21 protein-coding genes and 3 pseudogenes are annotated in these 17,272 nt (G+C 59.3%); all 24 read left to right on the forward strand.

The features are described from left to right. The first annotated feature begins 152 nt into the window (after nt 1–152). A complete protein-coding gene (locus tag AC07VO_RS16040) occupies nt 153–887 on the forward strand; it encodes an XRE family transcriptional regulator (RefSeq protein WP_026331839.1) in 735 nt (244 codons plus the stop codon). Nucleotides 888–1,407: 520 nt separating this feature from the next. Beyond that, nucleotides 1,408–1,758, forward strand: coding sequence for a phage holin family protein (locus AC07VO_RS16045; RefSeq protein WP_064620035.1), 351 nt, complete (start codon nt 1,408–1,410; stop codon nt 1,756–1,758). Between the two features lie 47 nt (nt 1,759–1,805). Beyond that, nucleotides 1,806–2,318, forward strand: coding sequence for a hypothetical protein (locus tag AC07VO_RS16050; RefSeq protein ID WP_086944763.1), 513 nt, complete (start codon nt 1,806–1,808; stop codon nt 2,316–2,318). Between the two features lie 3 nt (nt 2,319–2,321). Continuing rightward, the gene (locus tag AC07VO_RS16055; protein WP_086944764.1) at nt 2,322–2,933 is read left to right on the forward strand and encodes a phage baseplate assembly protein V; all 612 of its coding nucleotides are present in this window, start codon (nt 2,322–2,324) and stop codon (nt 2,931–2,933) included. Nucleotides 2,934–2,943: 10 nt separating this feature from the next. After that, nucleotides 2,944–3,276 (forward strand): phage baseplate protein, encoded by a 333-nt coding sequence (locus AC07VO_RS16060; RefSeq protein WP_018926989.1) that lies wholly within the window; start codon nt 2,944–2,946, stop codon nt 3,274–3,276. Next, nucleotides 3,273–4,268 carry a baseplate J/gp47 family protein gene (locus AC07VO_RS16065; RefSeq protein WP_086944765.1) on the forward strand — a complete coding sequence of 332 codons (996 nt, stop codon included), beginning with the start codon at nt 3,273–3,275 and terminating at the stop codon, nt 4,266–4,268. Before AC07VO_RS16060 ends, AC07VO_RS16065 begins: the two co-directional genes overlap by 4 nt. Next, on the forward strand, nt 4,265–4,900 hold the full coding sequence (locus AC07VO_RS16070; protein WP_086944766.1) for a phage tail protein I: 636 nt from the start codon (nt 4,265–4,267) through the stop codon (nt 4,898–4,900). The genes AC07VO_RS16065 and AC07VO_RS16070 overlap by 4 nt, the downstream gene beginning before the upstream one ends. Then, nucleotides 4,901–6,112: pseudogene (locus AC07VO_RS16075) on the forward strand (phage tail-collar fiber domain-containing protein); the annotation flags it as partial. Nucleotides 6,113–6,390: 278 nt separating this feature from the next. Next, entirely contained in the window at nt 6,391–7,092 is a 702-nt protein-coding gene (locus tag AC07VO_RS16080; RefSeq protein WP_086944768.1) for a tail fiber assembly protein, read from the forward strand. Between the two features lie 100 nt (nt 7,093–7,192). Continuing rightward, a complete protein-coding gene (locus AC07VO_RS16085) occupies nt 7,193–7,402 on the forward strand; it encodes a hypothetical protein (protein ID WP_018926984.1) in 210 nt (69 codons plus the stop codon). Nucleotides 7,403–7,404: 2 nt separating this feature from the next. Beyond that, nucleotides 7,405–8,571: a phage tail sheath protein gene (locus tag AC07VO_RS16090; protein ID WP_018926983.1), complete on the forward strand. Its 1,167-nt coding sequence runs from the start codon at nt 7,405–7,407 to the stop codon at nt 8,569–8,571. Then, complete coding sequence (locus AC07VO_RS16095) at nt 8,571–9,077, forward strand: phage major tail tube protein (RefSeq protein WP_086944769.1); 507 nt, start codon at nt 8,571–8,573, stop codon at nt 9,075–9,077. The genes AC07VO_RS16090 and AC07VO_RS16095 overlap by 1 nt, the downstream gene beginning before the upstream one ends. A gap of 117 nt (nt 9,078–9,194) precedes the next feature. Next, nucleotides 9,195–9,776 (forward strand): phage tail assembly protein, encoded by a 582-nt coding sequence (locus tag AC07VO_RS16100; RefSeq protein WP_086944770.1) that lies wholly within the window; start codon nt 9,195–9,197, stop codon nt 9,774–9,776. Nucleotides 9,777–9,904: 128 nt separating this feature from the next. Further along, the gene (locus AC07VO_RS16105) at nt 9,905–12,064 is read left to right on the forward strand and encodes a phage tail tape measure protein (protein WP_086944771.1); all 2,160 of its coding nucleotides are present in this window, start codon (nt 9,905–9,907) and stop codon (nt 12,062–12,064) included. After that, the gene (locus tag AC07VO_RS16110) at nt 12,064–12,447 is read left to right on the forward strand and encodes a phage tail protein (RefSeq protein WP_086944772.1); all 384 of its coding nucleotides are present in this window, start codon (nt 12,064–12,066) and stop codon (nt 12,445–12,447) included. The genes AC07VO_RS16105 and AC07VO_RS16110 overlap by 1 nt, the downstream gene beginning before the upstream one ends. Then, on the forward strand, nt 12,440–12,652 hold the full coding sequence (locus tag AC07VO_RS16115; protein ID WP_086944773.1) for a tail protein X: 213 nt from the start codon (nt 12,440–12,442) through the stop codon (nt 12,650–12,652). Before AC07VO_RS16110 ends, AC07VO_RS16115 begins: the two co-directional genes overlap by 8 nt. Nucleotides 12,653–12,661: 9 nt before the next feature. Continuing rightward, on the forward strand, nt 12,662–13,678 hold the full coding sequence (locus AC07VO_RS16120) for a contractile injection system protein, VgrG/Pvc8 family (RefSeq protein WP_086944774.1): 1,017 nt from the start codon (nt 12,662–12,664) through the stop codon (nt 13,676–13,678). A gap of 87 nt (nt 13,679–13,765) precedes the next feature. Continuing rightward, entirely contained in the window at nt 13,766–14,182 is a 417-nt protein-coding gene (locus tag AC07VO_RS16125) for a tail fiber assembly protein (RefSeq protein WP_086944775.1), read from the forward strand. Nucleotides 14,183–14,242: 60 nt separating this feature from the next. After that, a pseudogene (locus tag AC07VO_RS16130) lies at nt 14,243–14,485 on the forward strand (cell wall hydrolase); the annotation flags it as partial. Between the two features lie 20 nt (nt 14,486–14,505). Continuing rightward, nucleotides 14,506–14,592: pseudogene (locus tag AC07VO_RS16135) on the forward strand (phage holin family protein); the annotation flags it as partial. A 252-nt stretch (nt 14,593–14,844) separates the two neighbouring features. Further along, nucleotides 14,845–15,450, forward strand: a complete 606-nt coding sequence (locus tag AC07VO_RS16140) for a tail fiber assembly protein (RefSeq protein WP_225602968.1) — start codon at nt 14,845–14,847, stop codon at nt 15,448–15,450. 390 nt (nt 15,451–15,840) lie between these two features. Then, the gene (locus tag AC07VO_RS16145; RefSeq protein ID WP_425439655.1) at nt 15,841–16,008 is read left to right on the forward strand and encodes a gp53-like domain-containing protein; all 168 of its coding nucleotides are present in this window, start codon (nt 15,841–15,843) and stop codon (nt 16,006–16,008) included. A gap of 145 nt (nt 16,009–16,153) precedes the next feature. Then, on the forward strand, nt 16,154–16,717 hold the full coding sequence (locus AC07VO_RS16150; protein ID WP_086944777.1) for a glycoside hydrolase family 19 protein: 564 nt from the start codon (nt 16,154–16,156) through the stop codon (nt 16,715–16,717). Continuing rightward, entirely contained in the window at nt 16,699–17,217 is a 519-nt protein-coding gene (locus AC07VO_RS16155; protein ID WP_086944778.1) for a lysis system i-spanin subunit Rz, read from the forward strand. Before AC07VO_RS16150 ends, AC07VO_RS16155 begins: the two co-directional genes overlap by 19 nt. Nucleotides 17,218–17,272: the final 55 nt, after the last annotated feature.

Raw genomic sequence — 17,272 nt, forward strand, 5'->3', positions numbered from 1 at the left:
CGGCCCGGCTTTTCCGCGATGGGCGCAAGGTTACCATGGGCGGTCCGCCCGACGCAGGCATGAAAGCCTCAAGGCTATTTTTCGTGGGTCTATGCACAAATTATGCAATTTGGCATTTGTCTTCCGAAAAAAGATCAAGCACTATTCGCGTTATGCAAAAACGCAATGTTTCTACCGTCTTAAGAGCGCTGCTCGATCAGCACGGGATCTCCCCCACGGAGCTTCACCGTCGCACCGGCGTGCCTCAATCCACTCTCTCGCGCATCCTCAGCGGGAAAATCGTCGATCCTTCGGATAAACATATCTCGAAGATTGCCGAATACTTTGCTGTGAGCACCGATCAATTGCGGGGCCGCGCGGATGTCGCGCCGGCCGCCAGCGCCGGGCGCGATCAATTGCATTCGGAACTCAAGGACATAAGCCTGTGGGACGACGATACGCCTGTCGATGACGACGAGGTGTCTGTCCCCTTTCTTCGCGAGGTTGAATTGGCTGCTGGATCAGGAAGATTCGTCATCGAAGAGAGCGAGCGCTCTAGCCTGCGCTTCGGCAAGCGTAGCTTGCGCCACAACGGTGTGCAGTTCGACCAGGCCAAATGCGTGACCGTGCGTGGCAACAGCATGTTGCCGGTACTGCGCGACGGCGCCACGGTGGGGGTGAATGCCGGTAAATGCGGGATTGGCGACATCATCGACGGCGACCTGTACGCCATCAACCACAACGGCCAGTTACGGGTGAAACAGCTTTATCGCCTGCCGACCGGGATTCGCCTGCGCAGCTTCAATCGCGATGAGCATCCGGACGAGGACTACAGCTTCCAGGAAATCCAGGAAGAGCAAATCGTCATCCTTGGTCACGTCTTCTGGTGGGGCATGTACGCCCGCTAACCTCACCGCTGTCAGATAAAACCCGTCGCCCGACGGGTTTTTTTTCGCCTGCCGAAAACCGCCAACGCCTTTGTCTGTGGGGCTTTCATGCGTCTGTGCATTTTAAGCGCATAAATAAATGCATTTATGCATTGACTGTATATGCATCCATGCATATTCTTTGTCTCAAGCCGCTCAACAAAGCGGCTCGAAACGAAGCTCTTTAGTTCCATCACAAAGGCAGCGATGAACCGGCCTCAACGGTTCAGAGGGTTGGCAACTGACCCGGGTGTGCAGCGTAAAGCACCAGAAGCAGTTATCCGGCGGGCAGGGACCGCGGTCGGAAAAACAATTTGAATGGACTCGTACCGCGCCAGTAGCGCCGAAAAGTCAGCTTCCTTTTTGACACAGGATTAAAGGAAGGCGAAGGAGCGCATTACTGAAAAGCCCGGAATGCTCCGGGCTTTTTGGAATGCCTACCTCAAGAGACATCGATTGAATCCAACACACATCACTCATCAATTACCCCAGGAGGCGGGACATGACAAACGAGCAACAAGCGTTGCTGGACATGCCGATCTGGCTCGTCATCCTCCTCGCCGTAGCGGGCGGGGTGTCCGGCGAAATGTGGCGCGCCGACAAGGAGGGCGCCCGTGGCTGGTCACTGCTGCGGCGCCTGGCCTTGCGGTCCGGGGCCTGCATGATCTGTGGCGTCTCGGCGATCATGCTGTTGTACGCCGCGGGCCTGTCGATCTGGGCCGCCGGCGCCTTTGGCTGCCTGACGGCGATGGCCGGGGCGGACGTGGCCATCGGACTTTACGAACGTTGGGCCGCCAAGCGGATTGGCGTTTGTGAAGTGCCACCGCGCGATTCTCACCCGGATCAACAGTGAACCGGCGTCGCTGATCTTCGTATTGCCATAGGAATAGGAGGCCATTGATGCCCGCTGTCATCGAAAAACCGTCGCAGCTGTTTTCTGCCATTGCCGAGACGTTGCGTATCGCCATTCCCGGCTTGAAGGTCGGGAGTCATCAAGACTTTGATGGCACTGTCGATTTGCCCTGGGTGTTGATCGCCATCGAACGCGATGCGCCGGGCATCCGTGCCAACGACGGACGTATCGCTCATGTCCTGACGGTTTCCTTGCAAGCCGTGTTGCCCGGCGCAGGGTTGGCGGCGTGCGATCTGGCCAGTGAGTTGAAAAGTCTGGTCGTCGATAACCGCTGGAAACTGCCGGGCGAGCAATGCGATCTGCCGATGAACATTGATGGCATCCCGTCCACGTTCATCAGCGATGCACGGGAGTACACCGCCTGGACCGTTTCATTTACCCAAACCCTGTACCTCGGCCCGACGCTGCTCGAAGACCCGTTGGGCATCCCGAAATTTGCCCGTACCTGGGAGGTGTCGAACATCGACGACCCGGGTCAATACACCGCACTCGAGGGCTGACCCATGTTTGATGCGCTGTTACGTATGCAACTGGGGCCGATCATCGAGCGTTTGGCCGAGATGGAAACCGAGCTCGAAGACTTGCACCGGCGTGCTGACAGTTTCTGTCGCATCGGCGTGTGTCAGGAAGTCGATGCGGCCAGCAATACCTGCAAGGTCCGTCATGGGGAACTGCTCACCCCGGCGATCCGGTTTTTCAACCCAAGCGCCGGGGCACAGAGCGAGTCGCGGATTCCTTCCGTGGGTGAGCAGTGTTTGCTGCTGAACCACGGCGGTGGCGAGGGCGGCGGGCAGTCGGTGGCGTTGTTCGGTCTCAACGGCGGTCAGTTCCCGCCCGTCTCGACACAGGCATCGTTGACGCGTCGCCTTTATCAGGACGGCACGGAAAACGGTTACGACCACGCCAGTCATGTCCTGCACTGGAAGAACGGCCCGGCGGCGTTCACCGGTTCCCGTGAATCCCTCGAGTTGAACATCGGCCCGGCGAGGCTGGCGATGAGGCCTGAGGCCATCGAATTGCAACTGGGCGCCGTCGGCCTGCGGCTCGACGCTTCCGGTGTGCATCTGAGCGGCCCGTTGGTGGATCACCAGGGTCGCGTCATCAGTACTGCATAAAGAGCTTCCCATGATCGGAATCGATAGAAACACCGGCGCAACGGTCGACGACTGGCTGCAGTTCGTGCAGCGCGCCACCCGGGCGCTGACCACGCCGTTGGGCACGCGTCAGAAGCGCCCTTTGTATGGTTGCGCACTCACTGAGTTGCTGGGGCAGAACCTCGGCGACGACCTGCTGATTCTCGCCCAGAGCCATGCCGCCCAAGCGTTTTACAACAAGTACAACGGCATCGACGATTTCGAGCCGCAGGTCATTGTGGCCAGCCGCTACGGTGCCGGGTTGTTGTTGCGTTTCGCCGGCACCTGGAAAAACCGCCAACAGACCTTCGAGGTGGTGGCATGAGTATGTTGATACCTGGCCAGAACCAGTTGGCCGAACCGGCAATCGTCACGGTCGAAGCGTTCGAGGATCTGCTCGCGGAGTTCAAGACCTTCGTTGTCGAGTACGTCGGCGCCCGTTCCCCCGAGAGCGCGGCCAAGCTTGCGGTCAGCCTGGAAAACGAAAGCGAGTTGCTGACCCTGGCACTTGAGGCGTTTTGTGTACGGTTGCAAACCCATGAACGCAAATACAACGCCCGTATCAAGCAGATGCTGGCGTGGTGGGCCACTGGGACCAACCTCGATGCGCGCCTCGCGGACATGGGGCTTGAGCGCCAGTTGCTGGACCCGGGCGACCCGGCGGCGTTCCCGCCGATCAATCCGGTCTACGAGAGCGACGACGACGCCCGGTTGCGTTATTACCTGGCGCCCCATGCACCGGCGGCCGGCTCACGCATGCAGTATCGGCGCGAGATCTTCACCCTTGGCGAACGGCCTGCCGTGAAGGTGGAAACCACCGCGGCGGGTGTGGTGACGGTCACTTACACCTTCGACCCGGACGGCTATGTCGCGCAGGTCAAGGACGGCAACGGGCGCCGGACCGCGCCAGGCGAAGTCACGGTTACGGTGCTTTCCCGAGAGGGCGATGGCACGCCGTCCGAAGCGCTGCTTGACGGTGTTCGCCAGCATTTCGCCCGGCCTGATGTCCGGCCCGAAACGGACCTGGTCACCGTGCAGGGCGCGCAAATCAAGAACTACAAAATCCGGGTGATCGCGAAGATCAACCCGGGCCCCGATTCAGGGCTGACCAAGGTTGCCGCGCAACAGCAGCTGCAGGCGTATGCCGATGCCTGTCATCGCCTGGAAGGGCGAGTGGACCCGAGCTGGATCGACTACACGCTGCACAGCGCCGGGGCGGTTCAACTGCAAATCCTTGAGCCGGTAGCGCCGATTGTGACGAGCGCTTTTCAAGCGCCGTATTGCACGGGCGTCGAGGTCGAGGTGGATACGTTATGAGTGACGACACACCTCGCCCGAGCCTGTTGCCGGCCAACAGCTCACCGCTGGAAAGGGCGCTTGATCTCGGTTTCGCCCGGTTGCTTGAGCGCATCGACCGGCCGTTCCCCGAACTGATGAACCCCGCCAAAACACCGCTGGCGTTCCTGCCGTACCTGGGCGCGGATCGCGGGGTCAGCGAATGGAGCACCGAGGCGACCGAGGCGGAAAAACGCCTGACGGTGGAACTGGCCTGGCCCACCGCACGGCAGGCCGGGACGCGAAAAGCACTGGAAAACGCGGCCAAGGGATTGCAATTGATGCCTGAGGTGCGCGCCTGGTACGAACAAACACCACCCGGCCCGCCTTACAGCTTTTCCGTCAGGGCCTTCACCGAACAGCCCTACAGCGAAGAAATCGACGCCCGTCTCGACCGACGCCTGGCCGATGCCAAAAGCGAACGCGACACCTTGAAGGTTTCCGTCGGCTTGAGCGCATTCGGCAGTCATGTCATCGGCGCCGCCACCGTATGCGGCGAGCTGACCACGGTTTATCCGATCGTCATCGAAGGGCTTGAAGCCTCGGGTCAGGCCTTCATGGCCGCTGGGCTCTACACCGTCGAAACCTCCACTATTTATCCTCAGGGGTCCTAAATGGCCGACTATTACACCCTGCTCACCAATGCGGGGATCGCCTACGAAACCGCCTGCAAGGCAGCGGGCACACCGATCAAGCTGTCGCAGATTTCCGTCGGCGACGGCGGCGGCGCGGTTTACAACCCGGCCGCGACCGCCACGGCACTGAAACGCGAAGTGTGGCGCGGGCCACTCAATGCACTGTTCCAGGATGAGAAGAATCCGAGCTGGTTGCTGGCTGAAGTGACTATCCCGCCTGAAGTGGGCGGCTGGTATGTGCGTGAGGCTGGGATCTGGACTGATACCGGGATCCTTTACGCCATCGTCAAGTATCCGGAATCGTTCAAGCCGGTGCTGGCGACTTCGGGCTCGGGGAAAGAGTTCTACATTCGTTCGATTTTCGAGACCAGTAATGCGGCGTTGGTGACGTTGTTGATTGACGACACGGTGGTAAAAGCCACTCGTGCGTGGGTTATGAGTTACCTCGCCGAAGAGCTCGGCAAACTCGACGGCAAGCAATCGGTGCGGGTTGCCGCCACGGCTAACGTGGTGTTGAACGGTGCTCAGCAGATTGATGGTGTTGCATTGGTCGCGGGTGATCGTGTGCTATTGCCTTATCAGACGTTGGCCAAAGATAGCGGCATCTGGGTTGTGTCCAATAACGGTTGGTCGCGGGCCTTAGATGCCAATACCAGCGCCAAGGTATCGCCCGGCCTGACGGTCATGGTCGAAGAAGGGGTCGCGAATGGCGACTCTCTGTGGCACCTGACAACCAACGGCCCCATCACTCTGGGTACTACCGCACTGACCTTCGAAATGCTCGTGGGCAGGACAGGCATTCAGCCTGGTAGCTATCGGGGGCTGACCGTTGATAAGTACGGTCGGGCCATTGCGGGGGACAACCCGACCACGGTGGCAGGTTACGGACTGACAGACGTTTACACCAAGGCGCAGGTCGAGGCGTTTGCACTTGGCGTGGCGGGTGATCGTGTGGGGGAGGTCACGCACTTCGCCATGGCAACGCCGCCTGCCGGCTTTTTGAAACGCAATGGGGCAGCTGTATCGCGAACGACCTATGCCGCGCTGTTTGCCAGGATCGGCACACTGTACGGGGCGGGGGATGGTTCTACGACGTTCAACCTGCCGGACTCTCGTGCTCATTTCGATCGAGGGTTCGATGACGGGCGAAACGTCGATTCGGGTCGTATTCTCGGCAGCGCCCAGACGAGTCAGAACGCCGCTCACGTGCACACCGGCAGTGCGGCCGTAGCCGGGAGTCATACACACTCGATTTGGATAAACCTGGATCGTGGGCCGGGCACCGACGGCAATGCGGTGTGGGGTGACGAGCCCTACTACGGGTCTGCGGGGACAACGACCAGTGCCGCCGGTGATCACACGCACGCGATCACCATTGCCAGTTCCGGTGGCACTGAAGCCAGGCCACTGAACACGGCTTTTCTCGCCTGTATCAAATATTAATCAGAACCACATTGGAGTTTTTGAGAATGTCAGACGAACGCATGGCCGTTGAAGGCGAGGTGTCCTGGTGGCTCGCCGATGAGGTCGCACCACCGACGATCTGTAATGTGCACCCCGTTACCGGTGAGTTCATCGGCGCGGGGGTAGCAGACCCGAGTCCTCTGGAACCTTTTACCTGGTTGATCCCCGCGCATGCTTATCAGTGTGAGCCGCCAACGCTGGAGCCTGGTCATACAGCGGTCAAGGTTTCAGGCGACGGGTGGAAAATTGTTGCGGACTACCGTGGAACGACGGTCTACAGCACCGAGACCGGTGAGGCGCAAGTCTGGGAGACGTTGGGTGACTTGCCCGAAGGTTATACACGTGAAGCTCCAGCGACCCAGTTCGATAAGTGGCAGGACGATCAATGGGTCGTCGATGAGGTCGCAACTACAGACGCCCTGAAAAAGAAAGCCGCCAGGAAGAAAGCGCTCCTGACGCAGTTCAGCACAAACATGATTGCCACATTGCAAAACGCAGTGGATTTGGATATTGCCACTGAAACCGAGATCGCGGATCTGCGCTCCTGGAAAATCTACGGCGTTGAACTCAATCGTGTCGATATCGTTGGAGGGGCACCCCAAGACAGTGAATGGCCGACCAGCCCGAACGATGCTTTGGCGGCTGCCTGGCTGGTAGCTCAGGGTTTCGACGACCCACCCATGGAGACCTTCAGCCTTTCCGAGTAACGCCCCGAACCACCGGGGCGTTTTCTTTTCCGCCCAACACCCAACAACACCCGACAGCCCCTTCCTCAAAAGGGGCTTTTTCGTTTCTGGAGAACCTCAAATGGCACTACGCCAAACCTACACCGTGCTCGTCCCATTCCCCACCGGAGGTGGCCACTGGTCGAGCGTCGGTCAAGAACTCGACCTGCTCGATGTGGAAGCCAGTGCGCTGCGCAGCGCTGGTCGTCTGGAGCTGAAAAAAACCGAGGCCGTCGAGTCGGCCTCTACATCCACCCCGGCCAAAAAGGCCGCTGCCAAGAAGGCTGAATAACCATGGCTGAGGTTTTGAACTTCGAGCACAACGGCATTACCGTCAATGCCACTGAATCCCCCGAGGCCATGGGTGGCCTGGGTGACAACGTCATCGGTCTGGTCGGCACTGCGCCGAAAGCGGATCTGCTGATTCCGCGTAACGCCCCGTTCCGCATCAACAGCTTCACCACCCAGGCACTGTTGGACCCGACCGGTACCGAGTCGGGCACGCTGTTTCACGCGGTGTTCCAGATCCTGAAAGTGGTCAAGGTGCCGGTCTACGTGGTCATCGTCGAAGCGGGCGCGACCCCGGCCGACACCGTGAACAACGTGATCGGCGGCATCGAGCCAGTGACCGGTCGCAAACTGGGCCTGGCCGCGCTTGGCGGTGTACCGGAAGACCTGACGATTATCGGTGCGCCGGGTTTCACCGGCACCAAAGCAGTGGCCAGTGAGTTCGCCTCGTTCGGCAAACGCATCAAGGCTCGCGTGGTACTCGACGGCAAGGATGCCGCAGTCGCCGATCAAGTGACTTACAGCCAGGAGCTGGGCGGCGCGGACCTCGGTTTCGACCGCTGCCTGCTGGTGCACAACATGCCGTCGGTGTACTCCAAGGCCGCGAAGAAAAACGTGTTCCTGGCGCCATCGAGCCTGGCCATCGCCGCGCTGGCCAAGGTCAAGCAATGGGAGAGCCCGGGCAACCAGGTGACCTACGCCGAAGACGTTTCGCGAGTCGTGGAATACAACATCCTCGACACCTCCACCGAAGGCGATCTGCTCAACCGTTACGGTATCAGCTACTACGCCCGGACCATCCTCGGCGGCTTCTCGCTGCTGGGTAACCGCTCCGTCACCGGCAAGTTCATCAGCTACGTGGGCCTTGAAGATGCGATCAGCCGCAAGCTGGTGAAGGCCGGTCAGAAGGCCATGGCCAAGAACCTGACCAAGTCGTTCATGGATCAGGAGGTCAAGCGCATCAACGACTGGCTGCAAACCCTGGTCGCCGACGAAACCATCCCGGGCGGCAGTGTGTACCTGCACCCTGAGTTGAACAGCGTCGAGAAGTACAAAAACGGTACCTGGTACGTGGTCATCGACTACGGCCGCTACGCGCCGAACGAACACATGATTTATCAACTCAACGCCCGCGATGAAATCATCGAGCAGTTCCTGGAGGACGTTCTCTAATGTTTACCAACCGCGTAAGACAGGCCATCGCGGCCACCCTGCAAGGCCTGCCGTTGTCGGCGACCGTGGAAGAGTTCACCCCGCCGAAGATCGAATTCGACATGGAAAACATGGTCGGCGGCCGCTTCGTCGTCGAGGAGATGGCCAAGAGCGCCAAGGCCCTGGGCGCCAAGTTGATCCTGCAGGGCGCCGGTCCCGAAGTGATGCTGGCGCTGGGCGTGAAGCTGGGCGACGACATCCTGCTGAACGTGCGTGAAGCCGGTCAGGATCAGGACGGTAACACCTGGTTCACCTACCACACCGTCGGCGGCAAGCTGAAGGTCCTCGAAGAAGCCATCGTGAAAATGGGTGAAAAGCCCAAGACCACCCTCGAGCTGTCCTGCCGCACCTACAACCGCCTGGAAAACGGCGTTCCGGTGATCGATGTCGACGTGCGCACCCAGAAGTTCGTGCTCAACGGCGTCGACATCCTCGGTGATGCCCGCCGCGCCGTGTTGCTGCCGTAACACCAAGGCCAACCAAGGCGCACAACCTGTGGGAGCGGGCAGGCTCGCTCCCACAAGGATTGTGGCGAACAGTTTCCTGTGCAGCACCCTTTCATGAATCACCAAGGAATTACTTACATGTCCTGGATGCCTCCCAAGCATGTCCTGTTGTCGCCGATTACCGGTGATGACGGAGCCGAGATCGAGCAGATCCAACTCAAACCGTTGTACTACGCCGCGCAGAAAGAGGCCCTGGCCCGTGCCGGCGATGATGAGGACGATCAGTTCTTCGAGCTGGCCAAGTTGGCCACGGGGTTGTCGGTCAAGGAACTGGACCAGCTCAAACGCCCGGACTACGTGAGCATCGCGCAGTACGTGCATGAGATGTCGACTCGCCCTGCTTCGTACTTTCTGGAACAGCAAGCGCAGGGCGAACAATCGGTAGACCCCGATCAAGTGCAACTGCTGCAACCACTCAACGTGGCGGGCCGCAGCATGACCTCGCTGACCCTGGAAATGCCGGTGCTGCGCGCGACCAAAGCGATGAAGAAACTGAAAACGGCCAAAGAACGCGCCGAGTTCATCACCGCCCATTGCACCGGGCTGATGCTGCCCGATCTGGACCTGCTGACCGTGCCCGACTGGACACAGCTTCAGGTACGCATCGACGATTTTTTAAACAAACCGGCGGACTTCTTTCGGAGCGCGACATCGAAGTAATCCTCGATGTGGTGCCGCTCATTTACTCGGTAAGTGAGGCGGAAATTCTGGAGTGGGACGCCGGCAAGGCCTTGCGCCGCTACGACATTGCGATCACTCGCCTTGGCGTGAAACAGGAGTAGAGCAGGATGGCAGGCAGTAAGTATTCGCTGTCCGGTGCGGCAAGCATCGAATTGCCGCAACTGGGCAGCGCCTCTGAAACGTCGGGCCTGAACCTGGCCCTGACCACGGCCAGCCTCGACATCCGTCTGCTGGTGTCGGAACAGGTAAAACTTCGCGAAGCACTGGCGTTGCTGAACATTGCTCTGTCGTCGCAGCAGTCGCTGCTCAAGGCGACTGCTTCGGTGCCTGCGGCAAGCAGTGAGCCAAAGTCCAAGTTAAAGGCTGAGGTTGATCAGCGCACGCCACCGGATTTGCTCAAGTCGGCGATGGCGACCGAGTTGGCGATGGTTGAGCTCAACCAGGTGCTGAAACTGGACAACGTCCAGTTGCAGAAACTGTCGCAGGCCAATCTGAAAATGGCCACTGACAAGCAGGTTGCTCCGAGCGGAGCAACGGCGGTTCAACTGGCCCAGGTCGAGTTGGCGGCGGCGAAGGCAGGTATCGGGGACGGGCTCGACCCGGCTAAAAAGCAGGACGAACTGCTGAACTTCACCCGAGATAGCGCGGTGACGGCGTCGGCGTTCAATCTCGACGTCAAGGCCGCCAGCGAGATGCTGTTGGGCTGGCGCACCTCAATGAAGCTGGATCGCGGACAAAGCCTGAGTCTGGCGGATGCAACCAACCATCTCGGCAACAGCGGTCTGAATGTCAAAGCGGCAGACATCGGTTCTGTCGTGCAACGCAGTGGCGAGGCGGGCATCGCCGCGGGAATGACGCCGGAACAGATGGCGGCGCTCGCGGCGGCGTTCTTGAACAGCGGCGCGGACAAGTCCGGTGCCGGTGAGGCTTTGAAAGGCTTCACCACGGTTTTGGCCAAGGGGGGCGCGGCTTCACCGGAACAGCGCAAGGCCTGGTCTGATCTGGACGGCAAATTCAATCCCGGGATGTTGGCTGATGGCCTGCGCAAGGACGCACCGGGAACGATCAACCTGGTGCTTGAAGCGCTGAAGAAAAAACCAGCAGAAGAACAGCAGTCACTGACCAAGACATTGTTCGGTGATAACGCGGCGATTCTTGAACTGCTGAAAAAACCGGAAGACGTTCAAAAGGCGTTTTTACTGGTGTCCGAGCGGACATCCGACGGGACGTTGCCGAAATTCAACGGCTCCGTAGCGAAATCCGCCGAGGCGCTGGGTGAAACCTCGCAAGGGCGCTGGAATGCGCTGGATGCGAGTAAGAACCGGATGTTTGCGGCGGGCGGCAATGCCCTGGCGCCGTTGACTGATGGTTTGATGGTGTCGCTCGGTGCATTGGCCGATGGCTTGAGCGGGGTTGCTGAAGCACAACCGAAAGCTACTGCAGGATTACTGGTGCTCGCGGGAGCCATTGCGTTGGCGCGTGGTGCTGAAATCAAGGTTGCGATGGCCTCGGCCATCACCGCCGCGGCGACAAAACTTCTGGTTCTGGCAGGTGCGCGACCGATTCCCGAAACGGGGGATCTGACAGCCGATGCCAAGGCACGCGGTGGTAAGGGCAAAAAGCAATCCCGAGGGGCAAGGGCCGGAAAAAGCGCAGCTCCTGGAAAAGCAGCGATCAAGCCCATCCCAAAAAGCGCTACCAAACTGCCACGTATGTCGACCGGGAGTCGCTTGCTGGGTGCCGCCAGAATGGGCTCGGCAGTCACCAGACGGGTCGCGCCGCTGATGCTGCTCAGTGCTGGTTACGATGCCGTCAAAGGCTTGCAGGCGGGTGATACCAAAGCGGTCGGCGGGGCGCTGGGCTCAGCCGGTGGTGGGCTCGCCGGCACTTATGCCGGTGCTGCTGCCGGCGCCATGATTGGCAGTGTGGTGCCTGTTCTGGGCACGGCGGTCGGTGGCGTAATCGGTGGTTTGTTGGGGGGAATGGCGGGCAGTTGGGGAGGGGAATGGCTGGGTGAGAAACTCGCTACACCCGCCGACAAGCTCGCCGCTCCAGATCAGGTCAGCAAAGACCTGACCAACGCCCAGACGAGTAATCAGCAGAACACGGTTAACGCGAACATCTATATCAATGGCCAGGATCAGGCTAGCGCCAGTCAATTGGCGAACCTGGTTGTGCAACAGATCACGGGCCAATTCGGACTCATGACCATGCCCAACTCACTCGCCATGCGAAGTGATGCGGCCCTGACTGACGGAGGTACGTGATGCGTCAGCAAATGGCACTCGGCAGTTTCATTTTCGGCCTGTCCAGAAACTTCGCTTACCACACCCTGCTGCACACCTCGGACGGCGGCTGGAAAAGCATCGACATCCTCACCAGCAAACCCAAATCCAGTCAGGTCGGCCAAGGCCTGCAAGGGCTGACGATAACAGGCAAGTCGATGTACGCGACCGCCATGGATCGGCTCGATGAGTTGCGTGCCTTGCAGGCGCTGCGCATCCCTTTGCCCTTGGTTGACGGCATCGGCCGCAACTGGGGCCTGTGGCAGATCAACAAGGTGTCGGAAACCCAAAACAACATCCTTGATGACGGCACCGCGATGGTGGTCGATTGGATTATCGAGTTGACGGAGTTCGCCAATGCGTAGGGTTCGAAGTATCGCCGGTGATTCGGTGAATCTGTTGCTGTACCGCGAGCTTGAGCGTTGTGACGATGCCACCGAGGAAGTGCTTTGGCGTCTTAATCCGGAGCTTGCCGAATGGGGGTCGATATTGCCGGCGGGTGTGTGGGTTGTGCTGCCGGAAGTGGATTCGAAACCCGTCGCACCCACACCGGTTTCGGCCTGGGATTAAGGAGGCAGCATGTCACTGGGTTTCACGCCTGCGGTAGAAATTTACGGCGCAAACGCTGCGCTGCTCAACGAACGATTGCTCAGTTGGACGCACATCGACGCAGCGGGGATCGAGTCCGATCAACTGACGCTCGTGATCAGTCTGGATGGGCTTGAAGGGTTGCCCAGCCTGGGCGGGAAAATCGGTCTGCGGGTCGGTTATCTGGAGTCGGGGCTGGTGGATAAAGGCGAGTTCGTCATTACCCGACGCACGCCGACGCTGTTCCCTCTGCGTCTGACGCTGGTGGCCACGGCGGCGCCGTTCAGTGCGGCGGATCAGACCGGGTTCAAACAGCGCCGATCGGTCAGCCATGGTCCGACGACCTTGGGTGCGCTGTTTCGTCAGTTGACGTCCAGGCACGGGTTTTCCCCTCGTGTGGCCCCGGACCTGTCACTGATAAAAATCGCGCACATCGACCAGTCCAACGAAACCGACATGGGTTTTCTGACGCGATTGGCCTACCTGCATGACGCCGTCGCCAAACCGGTCAACGAGCTGTATGTGCTGGCACGGCGCGGTCAGGCGAAATCGTTATCGGGCAAAGTTCTGCCGACCATAAAGCTGTCGGTGACGAGCAACAATCGCCCAGGGGATCACGCCTTTATCTCCGCCGTTCTGGATGAAACCGCCCGGGCGAAATACCAGGGCTGCAAGACCAGTTGGTGGGACGCGGCGGCCGGCAAAGTGCGTGTCGAGGAGAGTGGCATCGCACCGTTCAAGACCCTCCGCCAGCGTTTTCAGAGCGCAGACGATGCCCGGGCCGCCGCCGAAGGCGAGACCCGCCGGATGATGCGCGAAGCACTCAAGGTGACGATCGAATGCCCTGGCAATCCGGGGTTGTCCGCTGAAGGGGTCGTGCTGCTGGACCCCACCTGGCCGGATTTCATGCGCGGGCGTTGGTCGATCGACAAGGTCACCGCCACCGGCGACCGGGAAAAAAGCTATCGCTGCAAGATTGACGCGACCTGCCTGGACGCCAAGGCATAGCACAGTCCGAAATCACCCCGACCCGTAGCAGCTGGCGAAGCCTGCGTTCGGCGCCCCTGGTGTCGTAATCATTTGGGAGTACGCATAATGAGAACTTATGCAAACATTGACGAAGGTGTGGTTCAGTATCTACTGGATACGGATGGTGACATTACCGATATGTTCCATTCGGACATGATTTGGGTTGACGTTAGCAGTGTCTCCACGTCACCCGCCGAAGGATGGACTGCCGTCGAAGCGGATGGCATCTGGAGCTTCGCGGCGCCAGTTCCGCCCGTGCCGACGGATGCCGATTTGAAGGCGAAGGCCATGGCTCGGCGTGATGCGCTTCTGTCTGCGGCCGGTGAAGCTACAGCAGTCATGGTTGATGCCTATATTGCCGGCTTGCTGGATGCGGCTGATACGGCGACCTTCAAGACCTTTGCCGCGTATAAGCTGGCTTTGAACAAGATCGACCAGCAACCCGGTTACCCGGACACCATTGAGTGGCCGGCCTCTCCATAACCGCCCTCTGCGATTCCGATACCCGCCAAGTGCGGGCTTTTTTTCGCCTGGAGATTACTGATGACTGCAACCGAAAAAGACCGCGATATTCTCGCCCGCACCTTGTAGGGCGAGGCCCGCGGCGAGAGCCTGGCCGGCCTGCAGGCCTGCGCCTGGACCATCCGCAACCGGGTGGACGACGGTAAGGCCAAGTCCTGGTGGGGCGAAGGCTACGCCGGCGTGTGCCAGAAGCCTTGGCAGTTCAGCTGCTGGAACGCCAACGACCCGAACGCGCCCTACCTCACCGGGGCCAAGCCGATTCCGCGGGCGAGTACAAGCGCGCGCAGGCGATGGCCGGGGCAGACGTTGCCATTGGCTTTTATGAACGCTGGGCGGCTAAACGGATTGGCGTTTGCGAAGTGCCGGCTCGAATGGCTGGTAGTTGGCAAGTTGATATATTGAAGTCACACAGGCATGAACTAAAAGGCGACATGTTGGGTGTTCCCTCAGGTGCCGGATCAGTCGCTCCCGATGCTCTATTCAATCAAGTTCCGAGCTGTCTTGGTTTTACCGAAGTTACCCAAGTTACCGTAGTTACCGGAGGTATAGAAGCGCGTTCACGAAATGTCGCCTACCCAGGCGGAATAAAATTCATCTGAAATTAACGCTCGTCTGCGTTTTTAATGGATGCTCAAGATTTTTCAATAGAGGTGTTTATGGTTTATTACTATGTTTCTGAAACAACGAAGGAACTCGTCGGTCCGGTGGAGTTGCCGGTGATCCCCGGTGTGGGCGTTGTCCTGCCAGGCAATGCCATAGAGTTGCCGGAAGCATTACCGGCCGCCGAAACTGGCTATGTCTGGGTTTGGCGTAACGGTGCCGCGTCGCAACTGATCGATTTGCGCAACCGCGAGGCGTATCGCAAAGACACAGGTGGCGTTGAAATCTGGTTCGAGTTGGGCCCGTTGCCTGACTATCTGACCCTCAAGCCTCGTCCCGGCGAATATTATTTTTGGTTGAATGATGACTGGGTGCTGGACTTGGCTGCCGAACTAACAGGCAAAACCGCTCAAGCCAACGCCCAGCGAGACAGTCGTCTGTTTCAGATTGTTATTCGCGTCGCGCCGCTGCAATACGCTTATGAACTAGGTGAGGCCACCAGTGTTCAACTGGCCACTCTGCAAGAGTGGAAACGCTATGCGCTCAAGTTGATGGACATTGAACAGCAACCGGACTTCCCGATGATCATTGACTGGCCGGCTTCACCTGTCAGTGGCGTAACCGTATAAACCCTGAAACTTATTGATAACTGGAAGTGCAGTCGTGTGTTATCAGCACACGGCTGCCTGCAAAATACCAACGGAAGGACATACCGTGGACTATCCCAATAGTGTCCCCAGCGCCAGTTTGGTGGACGTCAAGTTTGTCGATGGAAACCCGATCACGGGGACTCCGGGTTCTTTGATCCCTGCCAGCTGCGGCAACGGTGTCACTCTGGAGTTGTTGAAAGTCATCGAGGCTGCCGGTATCAAACCGTCAGAGGCGAGTAACGATCAACTGCTGACGGCGTTGCGCAGTAACAAGCTGTTTGTGACCGCGCCACAGTTCGAGACAAGTACGCTTCGTCCTTCTCCGGCGTCTATGGCAACGTCGGTTACCAGAAGTATCCCAGTGGAAGCATTGAACAATGGGGCGTCGGCACCACGGATGCCAATGGCGATGTCTACATCACCTTCCCGATCTCGTTTCCGACGGCTTTTTCTTCGCTCGTGGCCACCCATGTGGGCGGCGATGGTGCGATGGTCATCCTGGTCGGGGGACCGGTACCAAACAGGGCTGCCGGCTGAAAGCCCGGAATTTTTTCGATCAGGTACAGGCGGGATTGGCCGCAAGGGTCGTTCTTTCCTGTCAGCGAGCAACGACCCAGTACGCCACTTTGGCTGGCTGGATATCTTTGACACGAACCAGACACGCGTCAGGGCCTAGGGCTATATGACAGTTACGCAGCAACAACTACAGATCGTTATGCCCAACGCCCGCTCCCAAGCGGGCGTTTTCATTTCCGCCCTCAACACCGCCATGTCCCACCGCAACATCAACACCCCGAAACGCATCGCTGCCTTCCTCGCGCAAGTCGGTCACGAATCGGGGCAGCTGCAGTACGTGCGTGAACTGGGGAGCACTCAATACCTGAGCAAATACGACACTGGCACCCTGGCCGCCCGTTTGGGCAACACTCCGGAACCCGACGGCGACGGTCAAAAGTACCGTGGCCGAGGCTTGATTCAGATCACCGGGCGTAACAACTACTGTCAATGCAGCATCGGCCTGTTTGGCGATGAACGTTTGTTGGCGTTACCTGAATTGCTGGAGCAGCCTCAGTGGGCAGCCGAGTCAGCGGCATGGTTTTGGGAACAAAACGGCCTGAATGAATTGGCCGATCGCGACCAGTTCAACAGCATCACTCGCCGTATCAACGGCGGGCTGAACGGGTTGCAGGATCGCCTGGAAATCTGGGCGCGGGCGAGGGCGGTGCTATGCCAGTCTTCGGTCTGAACGGCTGGCGATTGATCGGTCTGCTGGTGCTGGCCGGTTGTTCGGCGGCGCTGGCCTGGCAGTTTCAGGATTGGCGCTACGGCCGGCAACTGGCGGAACAGGCCAGGGTGCACGCCGAGAGCCTTAATCAACTGACTCTGGCGACCGCCACCGAGCAACAGGCCGAACAAAACAGGCGTCTGGCCCTGAAGCAGCGACTGTCAGCCAGTGAACAAACCCATTATCGAGCGCTTAGCGATGCCGAACGTGATCAAGGTCGCCTGCGCGATCGTCTTGCCACTGCTGATGTGCGCCTGTCAGTCCTCCTCGATGCCCATGACGCTGCCTCAACCTGTGCAGTGCCAGCTGCCTCCGGCACCGGCGGCGTGGATCATGGCGCCGCGAGAGCCCGACTTGACCCGGCGCATGCTCAACGAATTATCGCCATCACCGACGCCGGTGACAGCGGATTGATTGCCTTGCAGGCCTGTCAGGCCTATGTCAGGGCTCTGGCTCACTAACATTTTGATCGATCCTGAACCTTGCAAGTGCGATTCGCTCGTGTACGGTAGGCCT

Source organism: Pseudomonas sp. GW821-FHT03E01, assembly GCF_059420765.1.

Bases quoted from the DNA above. Each gene is read 5' to 3' on its own strand.
- AC07VO_RS16040 (WP_026331839.1), top strand. From the start codon at position 153: ATGCAAAAACGCAATGTTTCTACCGTCTTAAGAGCGCTGCTCGATCAG.
- AC07VO_RS16045 (WP_064620035.1), top strand. From the start codon at position 1,408: ATGACAAACGAGCAACAAGCGTTGCTGGACATGCCGATCTGGCTCGTC.
- AC07VO_RS16050 (WP_086944763.1), top strand. From the start codon at position 1,806: ATGCCCGCTGTCATCGAAAAACCGTCGCAGCTGTTTTCTGCCATTGCC.
- AC07VO_RS16055 (WP_086944764.1), top strand. From the start codon at position 2,322: ATGTTTGATGCGCTGTTACGTATGCAACTGGGGCCGATCATCGAGCGT.
- AC07VO_RS16060 (WP_018926989.1), top strand. From the start codon at position 2,944: ATGATCGGAATCGATAGAAACACCGGCGCAACGGTCGACGACTGGCTG.
- AC07VO_RS16065 (WP_086944765.1), top strand. From the start codon at position 3,273: ATGAGTATGTTGATACCTGGCCAGAACCAGTTGGCCGAACCGGCAATC.
- AC07VO_RS16070 (WP_086944766.1), top strand. From the start codon at position 4,265: ATGAGTGACGACACACCTCGCCCGAGCCTGTTGCCGGCCAACAGCTCA.
- AC07VO_RS16080 (WP_086944768.1), top strand. From the start codon at position 6,391: ATGTCAGACGAACGCATGGCCGTTGAAGGCGAGGTGTCCTGGTGGCTC.
- AC07VO_RS16085 (WP_018926984.1), top strand. From the start codon at position 7,193: ATGGCACTACGCCAAACCTACACCGTGCTCGTCCCATTCCCCACCGGA.
- AC07VO_RS16090 (WP_018926983.1), top strand. From the start codon at position 7,405: ATGGCTGAGGTTTTGAACTTCGAGCACAACGGCATTACCGTCAATGCC.
- AC07VO_RS16095 (WP_086944769.1), top strand. From the start codon at position 8,571: ATGTTTACCAACCGCGTAAGACAGGCCATCGCGGCCACCCTGCAAGGC.
- AC07VO_RS16100 (WP_086944770.1), top strand. From the start codon at position 9,195: ATGTCCTGGATGCCTCCCAAGCATGTCCTGTTGTCGCCGATTACCGGT.
- AC07VO_RS16105 (WP_086944771.1), top strand. From the start codon at position 9,905: ATGGCAGGCAGTAAGTATTCGCTGTCCGGTGCGGCAAGCATCGAATTG.
- AC07VO_RS16110 (WP_086944772.1), top strand. From the start codon at position 12,064: ATGCGTCAGCAAATGGCACTCGGCAGTTTCATTTTCGGCCTGTCCAGA.
- AC07VO_RS16115 (WP_086944773.1), top strand. From the start codon at position 12,440: ATGCGTAGGGTTCGAAGTATCGCCGGTGATTCGGTGAATCTGTTGCTG.
- AC07VO_RS16120 (WP_086944774.1), top strand. From the start codon at position 12,662: ATGTCACTGGGTTTCACGCCTGCGGTAGAAATTTACGGCGCAAACGCT.
- AC07VO_RS16125 (WP_086944775.1), top strand. From the start codon at position 13,766: ATGAGAACTTATGCAAACATTGACGAAGGTGTGGTTCAGTATCTACTG.
- AC07VO_RS16140 (WP_225602968.1), top strand. From the start codon at position 14,845: ATGGATGCTCAAGATTTTTCAATAGAGGTGTTTATGGTTTATTACTAT.
- AC07VO_RS16150 (WP_086944777.1), top strand. From the start codon at position 16,154: ATGACAGTTACGCAGCAACAACTACAGATCGTTATGCCCAACGCCCGC.
- AC07VO_RS16155 (WP_086944778.1), top strand. From the start codon at position 16,699: ATGCCAGTCTTCGGTCTGAACGGCTGGCGATTGATCGGTCTGCTGGTG.